This window comes from Limnohabitans sp. (assembly GCF_044361985.1).
GTDB lineage: Bacteria > Pseudomonadota > Gammaproteobacteria > Burkholderiales > Burkholderiaceae_C > Limnohabitans_A.
This window is the reverse complement of the sequence record NZ_JBIKHV010000012.1, coordinates 13,197-28,186: the sequence shown is the minus strand read 5'-3', so window position 1 is coordinate 28,186 and position 14,990 is coordinate 13,197. Positions and strand designations below refer to the sequence as shown.

The following is a 14,990-nucleotide window of genomic DNA, read 5'->3' as shown; positions in this document are numbered from 1 at the left end:
CCGCAGGGCATGGGCAGCCTGGATGCCTTGGCTTGCCATCCTGCGCAGACCCGAGGGCGCCGCATTGCCGAGCCCGCTGCGCCCACTCGCAACGCGTTTCAACGTGACCGTGACCGCATCGTGCACTCCACCGCTTTTCGGCGATTGGTTTACAAAACCCAGGTGTTCCTGAACCACGAAGGCGATTTGTTCCGCACCCGCTTGACACATTCACTGGAAGTGGCGCAGCTGGGCCGTTCGATTGCCCGCGCTTTGGGTTTGAACGAAGACCTGGTCGAGGCTGTGTCGCTGGCGCACGACCTGGGCCACACGCCTTTCGGGCACGCGGGGCAAGACGCGTTGAACGAATGCATGGCCGGGCACGGCGGCTTTGAGCACAACCTGCAAAGCCTGCGCGTGGTCGACAAACTGGAAGAACGATACCCTGCGTTTGACGGGCTGAACCTGAGTTTTGAAACCCGTGAGGGCGTGCTCAAGCATTGCTCTCGCATCAACGCCGAGCACTTGGAGCAGACCGAGCCGGGCGGAGTGGGGCGGCGCTTTATTGACCACACTCAGCCCAGTCTGGAGGCTCAGCTGTGCAACCTGGCCGATGCCATTGCCTACAACGCGCACGACATCGACGACGGCGTGCGCTCAGGCCTGATCAGCATGGAGCAGTTGCTGGCGGTCGAGCTGTTTGCCCACTACCACCAGCAAGCGCTGGCCGAGCACCCTGCGTTGGCGCAAAAGCCCCGTCGCCTGTTGTACGAAACCATTCGCCGCATGCTGAGCGACCAGGTGTACGACGTGATCCACACCACCCGTTTGGCGGTGGCGCAGGCTGGCGTCAAGACGGTGGACGAAGCCCGCCAGGCCGGACCGCTGGTGGCCTTCAGTGCCGACATGAAGACGCGCTCCGCTGCGCTCAAGAAATTTCTATTCACCAGTTTGTACCGCCATCCTCAGGTGATGCAGAACACCTTGCAGGCCCAGCAAGCCGTGCGCGAATTGTTCAGGGCGTATGTGGACCAACCCACAGAAATGCCCACGGGTTTTGCCTCGGGCGCTGACCTGCACCGCTCCGTGGCCGACTACATCGCGGGCATGACGGACCGCTTTGCACTGCGCGAACAAGAACGCCTCACGGGGAGAAAACTGCTGTGAGTCCGTCACGCACTGACCACACCGCCTGGCTGGTGGTGCTGGCGGGCGTGGTCGCAGCCTTGCAGGTGGGCAAGTTGCCCCCGGCTTTGCCCGCCTTGCAGGCCGATCTGGGCCTGACGCTGGTGCAGTCCGGTTTCCTCTTGTCCATCGTGCAATTGGCCGGTTTGAGCCTGGCGGTGTTCATGGGCTTGTGGGCCGATGGCATGGGCCTCAAGCGCAGCATGCTGAGCGGCTTGTGCCTGCTGGCGCTGGCCAGCGCGCTGGGCGGCTTTGCGACTTCGGTCACCGCCTTGCTGGCGCTGCGGGCCATCGAAGGCCTGGGCTTTTTATGGGTGGCACTGCCCGCACCCGCGCTGATTCGCCGCTTGGTGCCGCCAGCGCAACTGTCCGGCATGCTGGGCGTGTGGGGTGCTTACATGCCCACCGGCACCGCGCTGGCCCTGTTGGTCGGACCGCTGTTCATTCCGGCTTGGGGCTGGGGCGCATGGTGGTGGCTGTTTGCCGCTGTGTCCCTGGGCATGGCGATGTTGCTGCTGCACAGCGTGCCTTCTGATCCGCCTGTGGGCCAACTCAGCGACCAGATGTCTGATGAAACCCGAAGACACAACGGTGCGTGGCAGCGCTTGCGCCGCACACTGCGAGCCCCTGGCCCTTGGCTGGTGGCGCTGACTTTTGCCATGTATTCGGGCCAGTGGCTGGCTGTGGTCGGTTTTCTGCCCTCCATTTATGCCGCTGCCGGCGTGAGCGGTGCGCTGCTGGGCGTCCTCACGGCCCTAGCGGCAGCCGTGAACATCATCGGTAACCTGGTGTCAGGCCGCCTGCTGCAGCGTGGCTGGGCACCTCGCGCTACGCTGTGGCTGGGCTTTGGCGCCATGGCGCTGGGCAGCACCGTGGCCTTTGCCGCGCTGACCCAAGGCCAGCCTTGGTTGCGCTTTGCCGGGGTGCTGCTGTTTTCGGGCATGGGCGGTCTGGTGCCGGGCACGCTGTTCAGTTTGGCGGTTCGCCTGGCCCCGGGGGAGCAGCAAGTGGCCACCACCGTGGGCTGGGTGCAGCAGCTCTCGGCCCTGGGCCAGTTTGTGGGTCCACCCGTGGTGGCCGCGGTGGCCGCTCATGCGGGTGGCTGGCAGTTCACGCCTTGGGTCACGGTGGGATGTTGTGTGGTGGGGGCGGTGTTGGCTTGGGCGGCTGGGCGCTTGCACACGCAGGCAAAATGACCGCTATGAACGATATAAATACCCCTGAAATCGCTGACACCGTGCGCTGGCTGGAACGCGCCGTGATCGGCCTGAACCTGTGTCCTTTTGCGAAAGCCCCGCACGTCAAGGGTCTGATCCATTGCGTGGTGAGCGAGGCCAAAGGGCTGGAGGGCTTGCGCGATGAGTTGATTGAACAGTTGCAAGCTTTGGCGGCGGCACCTGCCGATGAACGTGAAACCGTTTTGCTCATCATTCCCCAGATGCTGCAAGATTTTCTGGCTTTCAACGATTTTCTGGACGAGGCGGATGCGGTCTTGCAAGAGCTGGACATGGAAGGCGAATTTCAAGTGGCGAGTTTCCACCCTCAATTCCAGTTTGCGGATACCGAACCCGACGATGTCGGCAACTTCACCAACCGATCGCCTTACCCCACACTGCATTTGATCCGCGAGGAAAGCATCGACCGGGCGGTGGAGGCCTTTCCTGAGGCCGAAATGATCTACGAAACCAACATCGCCACGATGGAGAAGTTGGGAGCGCAGGGTTGGAAAGCGCTCGACGTCGGGCCGCATGACTGAAGCCCGAAAGACTGACTGAGCCGCGGTCCCACTGAGCTTTCAGCAACGGTCTCTGGCCGAAAAAAAGGCAGTCATGCACCGCGGTCGGGGACCGCTACAACATCAAACACCATGAAAAAAAGCCCATCTGCAGCGTCTGTTTCTGAACTTCCCCCCGAAGTCCGCCCAGGGCAGTCCATTGAGCTGCTCAAGCAACTGCACATCCTGACCCGAGACGGCAAGCTCAACCAGGACTCACGCCGCAAACTCAAGCAGGTCTACCACCTGTTCCAGTTCATCGAAAAGCTGTTGCTTGAGTTGCCTGTCAGCGACCAAGGCCCCACGCTCGCCGACCACGGTGCAGGCAAGTCGTACCTGGGTTTCATTATTTACGACCTGTTTTTCAAAGCGCTGGGCCACGGCAGCATCTACGGCATCGAGACGCGCAGCGAATTGGTCGAATCGTCCAAGGCACTGGCCCTGAAGCTGGGCTTTGAGCGCATGCGCTTTTTGAACGTGAGCGTGGCCGAGTCCACCCAAAGCGACGAGATGCCCGATCAGATCGACGTGGTCACCGCGCTGCACGCCTGCGACACCGCCACCGACGACGCCATTGCCTTTGGCCTGCAAAAGAAAGCCAAATACATGGTGTTGGTGCCCTGCTGCCAGGCCGAACTGGCGCGGGCTCTCAACCAGAACAAAGCGCTGAACCTGCAGCGCACCCCTTTGGCCGAGCTCTGGCGTCACCCCTTGCACACCCGCGAAGTGGGCAGCCAGCTCACCAATGTGCTGCGTTGCCTTTACCTGGAATCACAAGGCTACCAAGTGACCGTGACCGAACTGGTCGGCTGGGAGCACAGCATGAAAAACGAGCTGATTTTGGCCAAGTACACCGGCCAGAAAAAGCGCGCCTCCGGGGACCGATTGGTGGCGCTGCTCCAGGAGTTCGGGGTGGCGGATCTGATGGGGGGGCGGTATCCGCATATGGCCGTTGGCCTTGATTAATCGGGGTCAGATCCCTATTAAACTGAGCTTTTCTCATTTGGAGGGAGTCCCTCATGGCACGCCAACCCCGCCTCACCGTTGCCGCTTACCCGCACCACGTCATCCAGCGCGGCAATGACCGCCAGGCCATCGTGCGCGATGACGCTGACCGTGAGCGCCTGCTGGCGCTGTGGCATGAGCATGCGAAGACCTTCAAGCTGGCGATCCATGCCTATGTGGTCATGGACAACCACTTTCATTTGCTGGTCACCCCCACGACCGACCAAGGTCTGCCGCAGATGATGCAGGCGGTCGGCAGGGCCTATGTGCGCTACTTCAACCAGCGGCATCAGCGGACGGGCACCTTGTGGGAAGGGCGCTACCGCAGCAATCTGATTGAGAGTGAGCGCTATCTTTTGGCCTGCATGGTTTACATCGACCTGAACCCGGTGCGTGCGGGCATGGTGGGGCAAGCGGCTGACTTCAAGTGGTCCAGCCATCGGCACTGTATTGGGCAGCTGAGCGACAAATTGGTGACGCCGCACGCCCTATTTTGGGGCTTGGGCAACACCCCGTTCGCCCGGGAAGCGGCGTACAACGACCTCATTCAATCCGGTTCGGCGCATACCGACCAAGTCCAACTCACACGCAGTGCCTTGTCGGGCTGGGCGTTGGGCTCCCCGGCTTTTGTGGCTGACTTGCAGCAGTCAACCCTGCGCCGTCTGTTGCCGGGTAAAGCCGGGCGACCTGCTAAAAAGACGGTCGAATAAATCTGTCCCCAATTAAATAGTCATTGAAATAATAATGAAATTAATTAGGATCTGACCCCAATTAATTCGCTTGGCATGGATGCTGCAGTGCACTACACTCCGCGATCTGCGTAAAAACCCTTAGGAGTGCGCCATGACCAAGGCATCTGAAAAAGAACATTTCCAAAAGACCGGTCTGTACGATCCGGCCAATGAGCACGATGCTTGCGGTGTCGGCTTTGTGGCGCACATCAAGGGACACAAGACCCACGCCATCGTGACTCAAGCGCTGTTGATTTTGCAAAACCTGGACCACCGGGGTGCTGTGGGAGCCGATGCGCTCATGGGCGACGGTGCCGGTATCCTGATTCAGCTGCCCGATGCGCTGTACCGCGACGAAATGGCCAAACAGGGCATTGCCTTGCCGCCATTTGGCGAATACGGCGTCGGCATGGTGTTTTTGCCCAAAGAGCATGCTTCACGCATGGCTTGCGAGCAAGAGTTGGAGCGTGCCGTCAAGGCCGAAGGCCAGGTGGTGTTGGGCTGGCGCGATGTGCCCGTGAACCGCGACATGCCCATGTCGCCCACCGTGCGCGAAAAAGAGCCGATCATGCGCCAAATCTTCATTGGCCGTGGTGCTGATGTGATCGTGCAAGACGCGCTGGAGCGCAAGCTGTATGTGATCCGCAAGACCGCCAGCGCCGCCATTCAAAATCTGAACCTGACGCACAGCAACGAGTACTACATCCCGAGCATGTCCAGCCGCACCGCGGTGTACAAGGGCTTGCTGCTGGCCGATCAGGTCGGCACTTATTACCTGGACCTGCAAGACGAGCGCTGCGTTTCGGCCCTGGGCTTGGTGCACCAGCGCTTTTCCACCAACACCTTCCCAGAGTGGCCGCTGGCGCACCCTTATCGCTATGTGGCGCACAACGGCGAGATCAATACGGTCAAGGGCAATTACAACTGGATGAAGGCCCGTGAAGGCGTGATGTCTTCGCCGGTGCTGGGCAATGACTTGCAAAAGCTCTACCCCATCAGCTTTGCCGGTCAGTCCGACACCGCCACTTTTGACAATTGTCTGGAACTGTTGACGATGGCGGGTTACCCCATCAGCCAGGCGGTGATGATGATGATTCCCGAGCCTTGGGAGCAACACACCACGATGGACGAGCGCCGCAAAGCTTTTTACGAATACCACGCAGCGATGCTGGAGCCGTGGGACGGCCCGGCATCGATTGTGTTCACCGATGGCCGCCAGATCGGCGCCACGCTGGACCGCAACGGCCTGCGCCCATCACGTTACATCATCACCGACGACGACATGGTCATCATGGGTTCGGAAACCGGTGTGTTGCCGATCCCCGAAAGCAAGATCCTGCGCAAGTGGCGTTTGCAGCCCGGCAAGATGTTCTTGATCGACCTGGAACAAGGTCGCATGATCGACGACGAAGAGCTCAAGTCGAGCTTGGCCAGCAGCAAGCCCTACAAGCAGTGGATTGAAAACCTGCGCGTCAAGCTGGACGACGTGGCCGCAGCTCCCGTGGCGCCTGCTTCTGCTGTGGCATTGCTTGATCTGCAACAAGCTTTCGGTACCACCCAGGAAGACATCAAGTTCTTGCTGGCCCCGATGGCCCAAGCTGGCGAAGAAGCGCTGGGCTCCATGGGCAACGACAGCCCGCTGGCGGTGCTGTCGGACAAAAACAAGCCGCTGTACAACTACTTCAAGCAGTTGTTCGCGCAAGTGACCAACCCACCGATTGACCCGATTCGTGAAGCGATCGTGATGTCGCTGGTGTCCTTCATTGGCCCCAAGCCGAACTTGCTGGACATCAACCAGGTCAACCCACCCATGCGCCTCGAAGTCAGCCAGCCTGTGCTGGACTTCGCCGACATGGCCAAGCTGCGCAACATCGAACAAGCCACCAAAGGCAAGTTCAAGAGCGCCACGCTCGACATCACCTACCCCGTGTCCTGGGGCCATGAGGGGGTGGAGGCCAAGCTGGCATCTTTGTGCGCAGAAGCTGTTGACGCCATCAAGGGCGGTCACAACATCCTGATCATCAGCGACCGCCACGTCAGCGCAACCCAGGTGGCGATCCCCGCCTTGCTGGCCCTGTCGGCCATTCACCAGCACTTGGTCAGCGAAGGCCTGCGCACCACGGCGGGTCTGGTGGTGGAAACCGGTACCGCGCGCGAAGTGCACCACTTTGCTGTGCTGGCCGGTTACGGTGCCGAGGCGGTTCACCCCTACCTCGCCATGGAAACCCTGGCGGCGTTGCACAAAGAGTTGTCGGCAGATCTGTCTGCAGAAAAGGCCATCTACAACTACGTCAAGGCGATCGGCAAGGGCTTGTCCAAGATCATGTCCAAGATGGGCGTGAGCACTTACATGTCGTATTGCGGTGCGCAATTGTTTGAGGCCATTGGCATCAACAGCCCCACCATCGACAAGTATTTCGCCGGCACCGCCAGCCGGGTGGGGGGCATTGGCGTGTTCGAAATCGCCGAAGAAGCCATCCGCATGCACAACGCAGCATTTGGCGATGACCCGTTGCTGGCCACCATGCTGGATGCAGGGGGCGAATACGCCTGGCGTGCCCGGGGCGAAGAGCACATGTGGACGCCGGACGCGATTGCCAAGTTGCAGCACTCCACCCGTGCCAACAACTTCAGCACCTACAAGGAATACGCCCAGATCATCAATGACCAGAGTAAGCGGCACATGACGCTGCGCGGCCTGTTTGAGTTCAAGATCGATCCGGCCAAGGCCATACCGCTGGATCAGGTTGAGCCTGCCAGCGAGATCGTCAAGCGTTTTGCCACTGGTGCGATGTCGCTGGGCTCTATCTCCACCGAAGCGCACGCTACTCTGGCCGTGGCCATGAACCGCATTGGCGGCAAGAGCAACACGGGTGAAGGTGGCGAAGACGCGGCCCGTTACCGCAACGAACTCAAAGGCATACCGATCAAGCTGGGGGACTCCCTCAAAAGCGTGATCGGCGAAGAAAACGTCGAAGTCGACTTGCCCTTGCAGGCTGGTGACTCGCTGCGTTCGCGCATCAAGCAAGTGGCTTCAGGACGCTTCGGTGTCACTGCCGAATACCTTTCCAGCGCCGACCAGATCCAGATCAAGATGGCCCAAGGTGCCAAACCCGGTGAAGGCGGCCAGTTGCCAGGTGGCAAGGTGTCCGATTACATCGGCAAGCTGCGTCACTCGGTGCCCGGTGTGGGCCTGATTTCGCCGCCACCGCACCACGACATCTATTCGATCGAGGACTTGGCCCAGCTGATCCACGACCTGAAGAACGTGGCCCCGCACAGCGACATCAGCGTCAAGCTGGTGTCTGAAATTGGCGTCGGCACCATCGCTGCGGGTGTGGCCAAGTGCAAAAGCGATCACGTGGTGATCGCTGGTCACGACGGCGGCACGGGCGCATCGCCTTGGTCCTCGGTCAAGCACGCGGGCTCACCCTGGGAAATCGGTCTGGCCGAAACCCAGCAGACGCTGGTGCTCAATGGTTTGCGCGGCCGCATCCGTGTGCAGGCCGATGGCCAGATGAAGACAGGCCGAGACGTGGCCATCGGCGCCTTGCTGGGCGCGGATGAGTTCGGCTTTGCCACCGCACCGCTGGTGGTCGAGGGCTGCATCATGATGCGCAAATGCCACCTGAACACCTGCCCAGTGGGTGTGGCCACACAAGACCCGGCGCTGCGTAAAAAATTCACTGGCAAGCCTGAGCACGTTGTGAATTACTTCTTCTTCATCGCTGAAGAAGCGCGTCAGATCATGGCCCAGCTGGGCATTGCCAAATTTGACGATCTGGTGGGGCGTGCCGACTTGCTCGACATGAAAGCTGGCGTGGCGCATTGGAAAGCCAAGGGCCTCGATTTCAGCCGCTTGCTGGCTGTGCCTCAAGTGGGTTCCGAGGTCGCCGTGCGCCATGTGTCCACCCAGGACCACGGCCTCGAAAAGGCGCTGGACAACGTGTTGATCGCCAAGAGCCGAGCCGCTATCGACAAGGGCGAGAAGGTCCAGTTCATGGAGGTTGCCCGCAACGTGAACCGTTCAGTGGGTGCGATGCTGTCGGGCGCTGTGACGAAGGTGCATCCTGACGGCCTGCCAGACGATACGCTGCGCATTCAGCTGGAAGGCACTGGCGGACAGTCTTTTGGTGCATTCCTGGCCAAAGGCATCACCTTGTACTTGATCGGTGAAGCCAACGATTACACCGGCAAAGGTTTGTCGGGTGGCCGCGTGGTGGTCCGCCCCAGCCTGGAGTTCCGTGGTGTTGCTGCACAAAACATCATTGTGGGCAACACCGTGATGTACGGTGCCACCACCGGTGAAGCCTTCTTTGCCGGCGTGGCAGGCGAGCGTTTTGCGGTTCGTTTGTCGGGCGCCACTGCGGTGGTGGAAGGCACGGGCGACCACGGCTGTGAATACATGACCGGCGGTACCGTGGCTGTGCTGGGCAAAACTGGCCGCAACTTCGGCGCTGGCATGAGCGGAGGCGTCGCTTACGTTTACGACGAAGACGGTCAGTTTGCAACGCGTTGCAACACCGCCATGGTCAGCATGGACAAGGTGCTGACAGCCGCCGAGCAGCAAGCGCAAATTGACCGCAATGTGTGGCACCGCGACCAGACCGACGAAGCACAGTTGAAGAAATTGCTGGAAGACCACCACAAGTGGACGGGCAGCCAGCGGGCCCGCGAGTTGCTCGACCACTGGGCCACGGCACGCGCCAAGTTCGTCAAAGTCTTCCCGAACGAATACAAGCGTGCCCTGGGTGAAATCAATGCCCGCAAGGCTGCCCAAGCCGCGGCTGGCACAACGGTTGCCGCCTGAGCCCAACGTCAAGATTGAAGGAACATCATCATGGGAAAAATCACAGGCTTCATGGAACACGAGCGCATCGAGGAAGGCTACAAGCCGGTTGCCGAGCGCCTGAAGAATTACGGTGAGTTCGTGATCGGGTTGACCGATGCGCAAGCTAAAACTCAGGCATCGCGTTGCATGGATTGCGGGACGCCCTTTTGCAACAGCGGTTGCCCGGTCAACAACATCATTCCTGACTTCAATGACCTGGTGTACCAGGGCGACTGGAAGAACGCGATCGAAGTGCTGCACAGCACCAACAACTTCCCCGAGTTCACGGGGCGCATCTGCCCGGCACCTTGCGAAGCGGCTTGTGTGGTCAACTTCAACGACGATGCGGTGGGCATCAAGTCGATCGAGCACGCCATCATCGACCGCGCCTGGGCCGAGGGCTGGGTCACCCCGCGCCCCGCCAAGGTCAAGACCGGCAAGAAAGTCGCTGTGATCGGTGCGGGCCCTGCAGGCTTGGCTGCAGCGCAGCAGTTGGCCCGCGTTGGCCACGATGTGACGCTGTTTGAGAAAAATGACCGTGTGGGTGGCTTGTTGCGTTATGGCATTCCTGACTTCAAGATGGAAAAGACGCACATCGACCGCCGTGTCAAGCAGCTCGAAGCCGAAGGCGTCACCATCCGCACCAGCACCTTGATCGGAACCTGGCCCAAGGATTCGAAGGTCATCAACTGGGCCAAGGAAACCATCAGTGCTGAACAGATCACGTCAGACTTCGATGCTGTGTTGATGGCCGGTGGCTCCGAGCAGTCACGTGACCTGCCCGTGCCCGGCCGTGACCTGGACGGCATTCACTTTGCGATGGAGTTTCTGCCTTTGCAAAACAAGGTCAATGCGGGTGACAAGATCAAAGGCCAGTTGCGTGCCGATGGCAAACATGTGATCGTGATTGGCGGCGGTGACACTGGCAGCGACTGTGTGGGCACCAGCACCCGGCATGGCGCGGCCAGCGTCACCCAGTTCGAGGTGATGCCCGAGCCCCCCGAAAAGGAAAACAAGTCAATGGTCTGGCCTTATTGGCCCATGAAGCTGCGCACCAGCTCCAGCCACGAAGAAAGTGCCGAAAAAGGTCTGTTGCACCGTGAGTTTGCGGTTTCCACCAAGGCCTTCATCGGTGAAAAAGGCCAGGTCACGGGTCTGAAGACTGTGCATGTCGAGTTCAAGGACGGCAAGATGGTCGAGGTGCCCGGTACCGAAAAAGAATACAAAGCCGACCTGGTTTTGCTGGCCATGGGTTTTGTGAACCCGGTGGCCTCCGTGCTTGAAGCCTTTGGTGTGGACAAAGATGCCCGTGGCAATGTGAAGGCGAGCACAGACTTCATTGGCGGTTACGCCACCAATGTGAACAAGGTGTTTGCTGCAGGTGATGTGCGCCGTGGCCAATCTTTGGTGGTTTGGGCCATCCGTGAGGGCCGCCAGGCGGCGCGGGCGGTGGACGAGTTCTTGATGGGCGCCAGCGACCTGCCGCGCTGAGTGCATGCGGTTCTAGGTAAAATCCCTGCAAGACCCGGCCGACAGACTGTTGGCCCGGGCGCCATAACCCCACAAGAGCCGGTCCAACCGGCTTTTGTTTTTCATGAACACCACAGCCACCCCCCCCCTTGTTGAACTGCGCGATCTGACCTTTGGGTACGGCGACCGTGTCATTTTGAAGAACCTCAGCTTCAATGTGCCGAGGGGAAAAGTCACGGCTCTAATGGGTGTGTCGGGCGGTGGCAAGACCACGGTGTTGCGTCTGATCGGCGGGCAGATTCGCGCCAGCCAAGGTCAGTTGCTGTTTGATGGCCATGACATCACCACCATGCACCAGACCGAGTTGTACGCTGCCCGTCGCCGCATGGGCATGCTGTTTCAGTTTGGCGCTTTGTTCACCGACATGAGTGTGTCCGACAATGTGGCCTTTCCCTTGCGAGAGCACACCCGCTTGTCAGAAGATCTGATTCGCGACATCGTGCTGATGAAGCTCGATGCGGTCGGTTTGCGCGGTGCGCGAGACCTGCGGCCATCGGAAATATCCGGAGGCATGAGCCGACGCGTGGCACTGGCCCGTGCCATTGCACTGGACCCTGACCTGATCATGTACGACGAGCCCTTTGCTGGCCTTGATCCGATTTCCTTGGGCACCGCAGCGCGCCTGATTCGGCGCCTGAACGACAGTTTGGGCATCACCAGCGTGGTGGTCTCGCACGATGTGACTGAGACCTTCGAGATCGCTGACCATGTGGTTATTTTGGCCAATGGCGGCGTGGCGCAGCAGGGCTCACCTGCCGAGTTGCGTGCCAGCACCGATCCCTTGATTCACCAGTTTGTGCATGCGCTGAGCGATGGGCCTGTGCCGTTTCATTACCCGGCCCCTTCGGTGGCTGAGGACTATGACCGGAGATCGGCATGAACAAGGTTTTGAGTCTTTTGGCCGCCTTGGGGGCAACCACCCGTCAGATGATGGCCGACTGGGGCTTTGCTGCACGCTTGTTCTTGAAGTTGTTGGCCCTGTCAGGTGCTGCGCTGAAGCGCTTTGGTCTGGTGCGCGACCAGGTGCATTTTCTGGGCAACTACTCTCTGGCCATCATCACCGTCTCGGGCCTGTTTGTGGGCTTTGTGTTGGGTTTGCAGGGTTATTACACGCTGCAGCGCTACGGTTCGGCCGAGGCGCTGGGCCTGCTGGTGGCGCTCAGCCTGGTGCGTGAATTGGGCCCTGTGGTCGCTGCCTTGTTGTATGCAGGCCGAGCCGGGGCGTCGCTCACGGCTGAGATTGGCCTGATGCGCGCTGGCGAGCAGCTCACAGCTTTGGAAATGATGGCGGTTGACCCGGTTCAGCGCATTTTGGCGCCACGCTTTTTGGGCGGCATCATTGCCTTGCCCTTGCTGGCTGCGGTGTTCAGTGCGGTGGGCATTTTGGGCGGCTACGTGGTGGGCGTGTTGCTCATCGGTGTGGATTCAGGCTCTTTCTGGAGCCAGATGCAGGGCGGTGTCGATGTCTTCAAGGATGTGGGCAACGGCATTGTCAAAAGCGTGGTGTTTGCCGTCGCAGTGACCTTCATCGCCTTGCTTCAAGGGTACGTGGCCAAACCCACGCCCGAAGGTGTGGCCAATGCCACCACACGCAGTGTGGTGGTTTCTTCTTTGTCGGTGTTGGGACTGGATTTCATCCTGACCGCGATGATGTTTAGCATTTGAGGAAGACGGTATGCAACGTTCAAAAAATGACGTGTGGGTGGGTTTGTTTGTTTTGATCGGTGCCATTGCGGTGCTTTTCCTGGCGCTCAAGTCGGCTAATTTATTGACCCTGAATTTCAATTCAGTTTACGAAGTCAGTGCAAAATTCGACAACATCGGCGGCCTCAAGCCTGGCGCTGCCGTCAAGAGCGCAGGGGTGGTGGTCGGGCGCGTCAAGAAAATCGAATTCGATGGCGAGTCATTCCAAGCCAAGGTCACCCTGGCCTTGCAGTCAGGTGTGGGGTTCCCACAGGACAGTTCCCTGAAAATTTTGACGAGTGGATTGCTGGGTGAGCAATATCTGGATGTCTCGCCAGGAGCAGACGAAAAAAATCTGGTGGCTGGTGACCGCATTGGCTCCACCCAGTCGGCGGTGATTCTTGAAAACCTGATCAGCCAGTTTCTTTACAGCCAAGCCGAGAAACCTGCGGCAGAAGGTCGGAAACCATGAACCCCTTTAAGCGAAGAATTTGTACATTGCTGGCCCTCTGCGTTGTGTTGGCTTTGCAAGCTTGCTCGAGTGTGCCCAATGCCGATGCGCGTGACCCTTGGGAGTCAATGAATCGGCGTATCTACGCCTTCAACGATGTGTTGGACAACGTGGCCATCAAGCCGGCTGCCAAGGTTTACGCCGATGCCCTGCCGAGCCCGGTTCGCAAAGGCATTCACAACTTCCTGGGCAACCTGGGCGATGTGTGGTCGATGGTGAACAGTGCCCTTCAATTGAAAGGCCAAGCCACGGTTGAAACTTTGATGCGCATCCAGGTCAACACTTTTATAGGCTTAGGTGGTGTGCTCGATGTGGCCACTGAAATGCGACTTGATAAACGCAAAGAAGATTTTGGCCAGACCCTGGGCTATTGGGGTGTCAAGCCGGGCCCCTATGTGGTGCTGCCCGTTTTTGGCCCCTCCACTTTGCGCGACACCTTGGCCATACCACTTGATATCAAGGGTGATTTGGTACAGCAGTTCAACGAAGCTTCGACCCGAAGTGCTTTGTCCGTCACGCGTGTGATGGATGTCCGTTCAGGCTTGCTTCAGACCTTGGATGTCATCAAGGCAGCGGCCTTGGACCCCTACACATTTGTGCGCGACGGGTATTTGCAAAAACGTGAAAGCGACGTTTACGACGGCAACCCGCCTTCAATTTTTGACTACTCCGAGTCAGAGGCGCCCTGATTTTCGCCCCATGAATTCAAGCAAGCTTTGGTTACAATATTTTGTAACAAGCTTGTTTTTTGACCCTACAGTTCACCCATGAAGCCCACTGCCGCATTGCCCTTTAACCGCCGTGATTTTTTGGCTACTGCCACGGCCGTTGCCTTGGCAGGGTGCTTGGCCATGTCGCCCGTGTGGGCAGCCGATGAAGCCCCTGAGGCTTTCATCCAGCGCATCACCCATGAAACGCTGGAAACGATCAAGGCTGACAAATCATTGCGCAATGGAGACATGACCAAAATCATCCAGTTGGTCGACGCCAAACTGATGCCGCACGTGAACTTTCGCCGAATGACGGCCTTGGCAACCGGTCCCGCATGGCGAAAAGCGACCCCTGAACAACAAAAGCGTTTGCAAGATGAATTCAAAATCTTGTTGGTGCGAACTTACTCAGGCGCGCTGAGTCAAGTCAGTGATCAGATGGTGGTGGTTAAACCATTGCGTGCAGGTCAGGAAAACAAAAACCTGGTGGTCAGCACCGAGGTGCGAGGCAAGGGCGACCCGATTCAGCTAGATTACCGCCTTGAAAAAACACCTGGTGAAGGGGCCGGCTGGATGATCTTTGACCTGAACGTGCTCGGTGTCTGGTTGATCGAAAATTACCGCACGCAATTTACCAAAGAAATCAATGCCGGTGGCATCGACGCGCTGGTCGCCAGTTTGGCTGCACGCAACAAAACCAACGCCAAAGCGCCCTGATTGCCTTTCGACATGAGCACCTTGAAGTTGCCCAACACCTTGCTGCACGATCAGGCAGATGCCTGTCTTGCCCGGTGGGTGGCGCAATTGCCACTGGATCCGAAGCCCACAGTGCAGGTCGATGCGTCGGCGCTCATTGAGTTTGACTCTTCCGCTTTGGCAGTCTTGTTGGGTTTGCGGCGGCTTGTCCTGTCGCGCGGCGGTACAGTGCAAATCAACGGCATGACCCCACGTTTGAGTGAATTGGCCAGCCTGTATGGCGTACTTGACCTGCTTGAGCAGGCCTGAACACCAGGTTTCAGGGTCTTTTTGCCCAGATCACCCTGCATTGGCT

Annotated in this window: 13 protein-coding genes; all 13 read left to right on the top strand. The window is 59.1% G+C overall.

Going from position 1 to position 14,990, the window contains the following annotated elements:
- The first annotated feature begins 9 nt into the window (after nt 1-9).
- The 13 genes from ACIQ3A_RS04280 to ACIQ3A_RS04220 all read left to right on the top strand — a co-directional run bounded on the left by ACIQ3A_RS04280 (nt 10) and on the right by ACIQ3A_RS04220 (nt 14,944).
- Complete coding sequence (locus ACIQ3A_RS04280) at nt 10-1,146, top strand: deoxyguanosinetriphosphate triphosphohydrolase (protein ID WP_396430551.1); 1,137 nt, start codon at nt 10-12, stop codon at nt 1,144-1,146.
- Complete coding sequence (locus ACIQ3A_RS04275) at nt 1,143-2,360, top strand: CynX/NimT family MFS transporter (RefSeq protein ID WP_396430521.1); 1,218 nt, start codon at nt 1,143-1,145, stop codon at nt 2,358-2,360. The genes ACIQ3A_RS04280 and ACIQ3A_RS04275 overlap by 4 nt, the downstream gene beginning before the upstream one ends.
- 5 nt (nt 2,361-2,365) lie before the next feature.
- Nucleotides 2,366-2,920, top strand: coding sequence for a DUF1415 domain-containing protein (locus ACIQ3A_RS04270; RefSeq protein ID WP_396430520.1), 555 nt, complete (start codon nt 2,366-2,368; stop codon nt 2,918-2,920).
- A 111-nt stretch (nt 2,921-3,031) separates the two neighbouring features.
- Complete coding sequence (locus tag ACIQ3A_RS04265) at nt 3,032-3,904, top strand: class I SAM-dependent methyltransferase (RefSeq protein WP_396430518.1); 873 nt, start codon at nt 3,032-3,034, stop codon at nt 3,902-3,904.
- A gap of 53 nt (nt 3,905-3,957) precedes the next feature.
- Complete coding sequence (locus ACIQ3A_RS04260) at nt 3,958-4,653, top strand: transposase (RefSeq protein WP_396430517.1); 696 nt, start codon at nt 3,958-3,960, stop codon at nt 4,651-4,653.
- Nucleotides 4,654-4,786: 133 nt separating this feature from the next.
- Nucleotides 4,787-9,484 carry a glutamate synthase-related protein gene (locus ACIQ3A_RS04255; protein WP_396430516.1) on the top strand — a complete coding sequence of 1,566 codons (4,698 nt, stop codon included), beginning with the start codon at nt 4,787-4,789 and terminating at the stop codon, nt 9,482-9,484.
- Between the two features lie 30 nt (nt 9,485-9,514).
- Nucleotides 9,515-10,996, top strand: coding sequence for a glutamate synthase subunit beta (locus tag ACIQ3A_RS04250; protein WP_396430515.1), 1,482 nt, complete (start codon nt 9,515-9,517; stop codon nt 10,994-10,996).
- 103 nt (nt 10,997-11,099) lie between these two features.
- A complete protein-coding gene (locus ACIQ3A_RS04245; protein WP_396430514.1) occupies nt 11,100-11,915 on the top strand; it encodes an ABC transporter ATP-binding protein in 816 nt (271 codons plus the stop codon).
- Nucleotides 11,912-12,700 (top strand): lipid asymmetry maintenance ABC transporter permease subunit MlaE, encoded by a 789-nt coding sequence (gene mlaE, locus ACIQ3A_RS04240; RefSeq protein ID WP_396430513.1) that lies wholly within the window; start codon nt 11,912-11,914, stop codon nt 12,698-12,700. Before ACIQ3A_RS04245 ends, mlaE begins: the two co-directional genes overlap by 4 nt.
- A 10-nt stretch (nt 12,701-12,710) precedes the next feature.
- Nucleotides 12,711-13,190 (top strand): outer membrane lipid asymmetry maintenance protein MlaD, encoded by a 480-nt coding sequence (gene mlaD / locus ACIQ3A_RS04235; RefSeq protein WP_396430512.1) that lies wholly within the window; start codon nt 12,711-12,713, stop codon nt 13,188-13,190.
- Nucleotides 13,187-13,918, top strand: a complete 732-nt coding sequence (locus ACIQ3A_RS04230; RefSeq protein WP_396430511.1) for a VacJ family lipoprotein — start codon at nt 13,187-13,189, stop codon at nt 13,916-13,918. Before mlaD ends, ACIQ3A_RS04230 begins: the two co-directional genes overlap by 4 nt.
- A gap of 78 nt (nt 13,919-13,996) precedes the next feature.
- Complete coding sequence (locus ACIQ3A_RS04225; RefSeq protein ID WP_396430510.1) at nt 13,997-14,656, top strand: phospholipid-binding protein MlaC; 660 nt, start codon at nt 13,997-13,999, stop codon at nt 14,654-14,656.
- A 12-nt stretch (nt 14,657-14,668) separates the two neighbouring features.
- On the top strand, nt 14,669-14,944 hold the full coding sequence (locus tag ACIQ3A_RS04220) for an STAS domain-containing protein (protein ID WP_396430509.1): 276 nt from the start codon (nt 14,669-14,671) through the stop codon (nt 14,942-14,944).
- Nucleotides 14,945-14,990 lie beyond the last annotated feature (46 nt).

Bases quoted from the DNA above. Each gene is read 5' to 3' on its own strand.
- ACIQ3A_RS04220 (WP_396430509.1), top strand. From the start codon at position 14,669: ATGAGCACCTTGAAGTTGCCCAACACCTTGCTGCACGATCAGGCAGAT.
- mlaD (WP_396430512.1), top strand. From the start codon at position 12,711: ATGCAACGTTCAAAAAATGACGTGTGGGTGGGTTTGTTTGTTTTGATC.
- ACIQ3A_RS04255 (WP_396430516.1), top strand. From the start codon at position 4,787: ATGACCAAGGCATCTGAAAAAGAACATTTCCAAAAGACCGGTCTGTAC.
- ACIQ3A_RS04280 (WP_396430551.1), top strand. From the start codon at position 10: ATGGGCAGCCTGGATGCCTTGGCTTGCCATCCTGCGCAGACCCGAGGG.
- ACIQ3A_RS04270 (WP_396430520.1), top strand. From the start codon at position 2,366: ATGAACGATATAAATACCCCTGAAATCGCTGACACCGTGCGCTGGCTG.
- ACIQ3A_RS04265 (WP_396430518.1), top strand. From the start codon at position 3,032: ATGAAAAAAAGCCCATCTGCAGCGTCTGTTTCTGAACTTCCCCCCGAA.
- ACIQ3A_RS04245 (WP_396430514.1), top strand. From the start codon at position 11,100: ATGAACACCACAGCCACCCCCCCCCTTGTTGAACTGCGCGATCTGACC.
- ACIQ3A_RS04230 (WP_396430511.1), top strand. From the start codon at position 13,187: ATGAACCCCTTTAAGCGAAGAATTTGTACATTGCTGGCCCTCTGCGTT.
- mlaE (WP_396430513.1), top strand. From the start codon at position 11,912: ATGAACAAGGTTTTGAGTCTTTTGGCCGCCTTGGGGGCAACCACCCGT.
- ACIQ3A_RS04225 (WP_396430510.1), top strand. From the start codon at position 13,997: ATGAAGCCCACTGCCGCATTGCCCTTTAACCGCCGTGATTTTTTGGCT.
- ACIQ3A_RS04250 (WP_396430515.1), top strand. From the start codon at position 9,515: ATGGGAAAAATCACAGGCTTCATGGAACACGAGCGCATCGAGGAAGGC.
- ACIQ3A_RS04260 (WP_396430517.1), top strand. From the start codon at position 3,958: ATGGCACGCCAACCCCGCCTCACCGTTGCCGCTTACCCGCACCACGTC.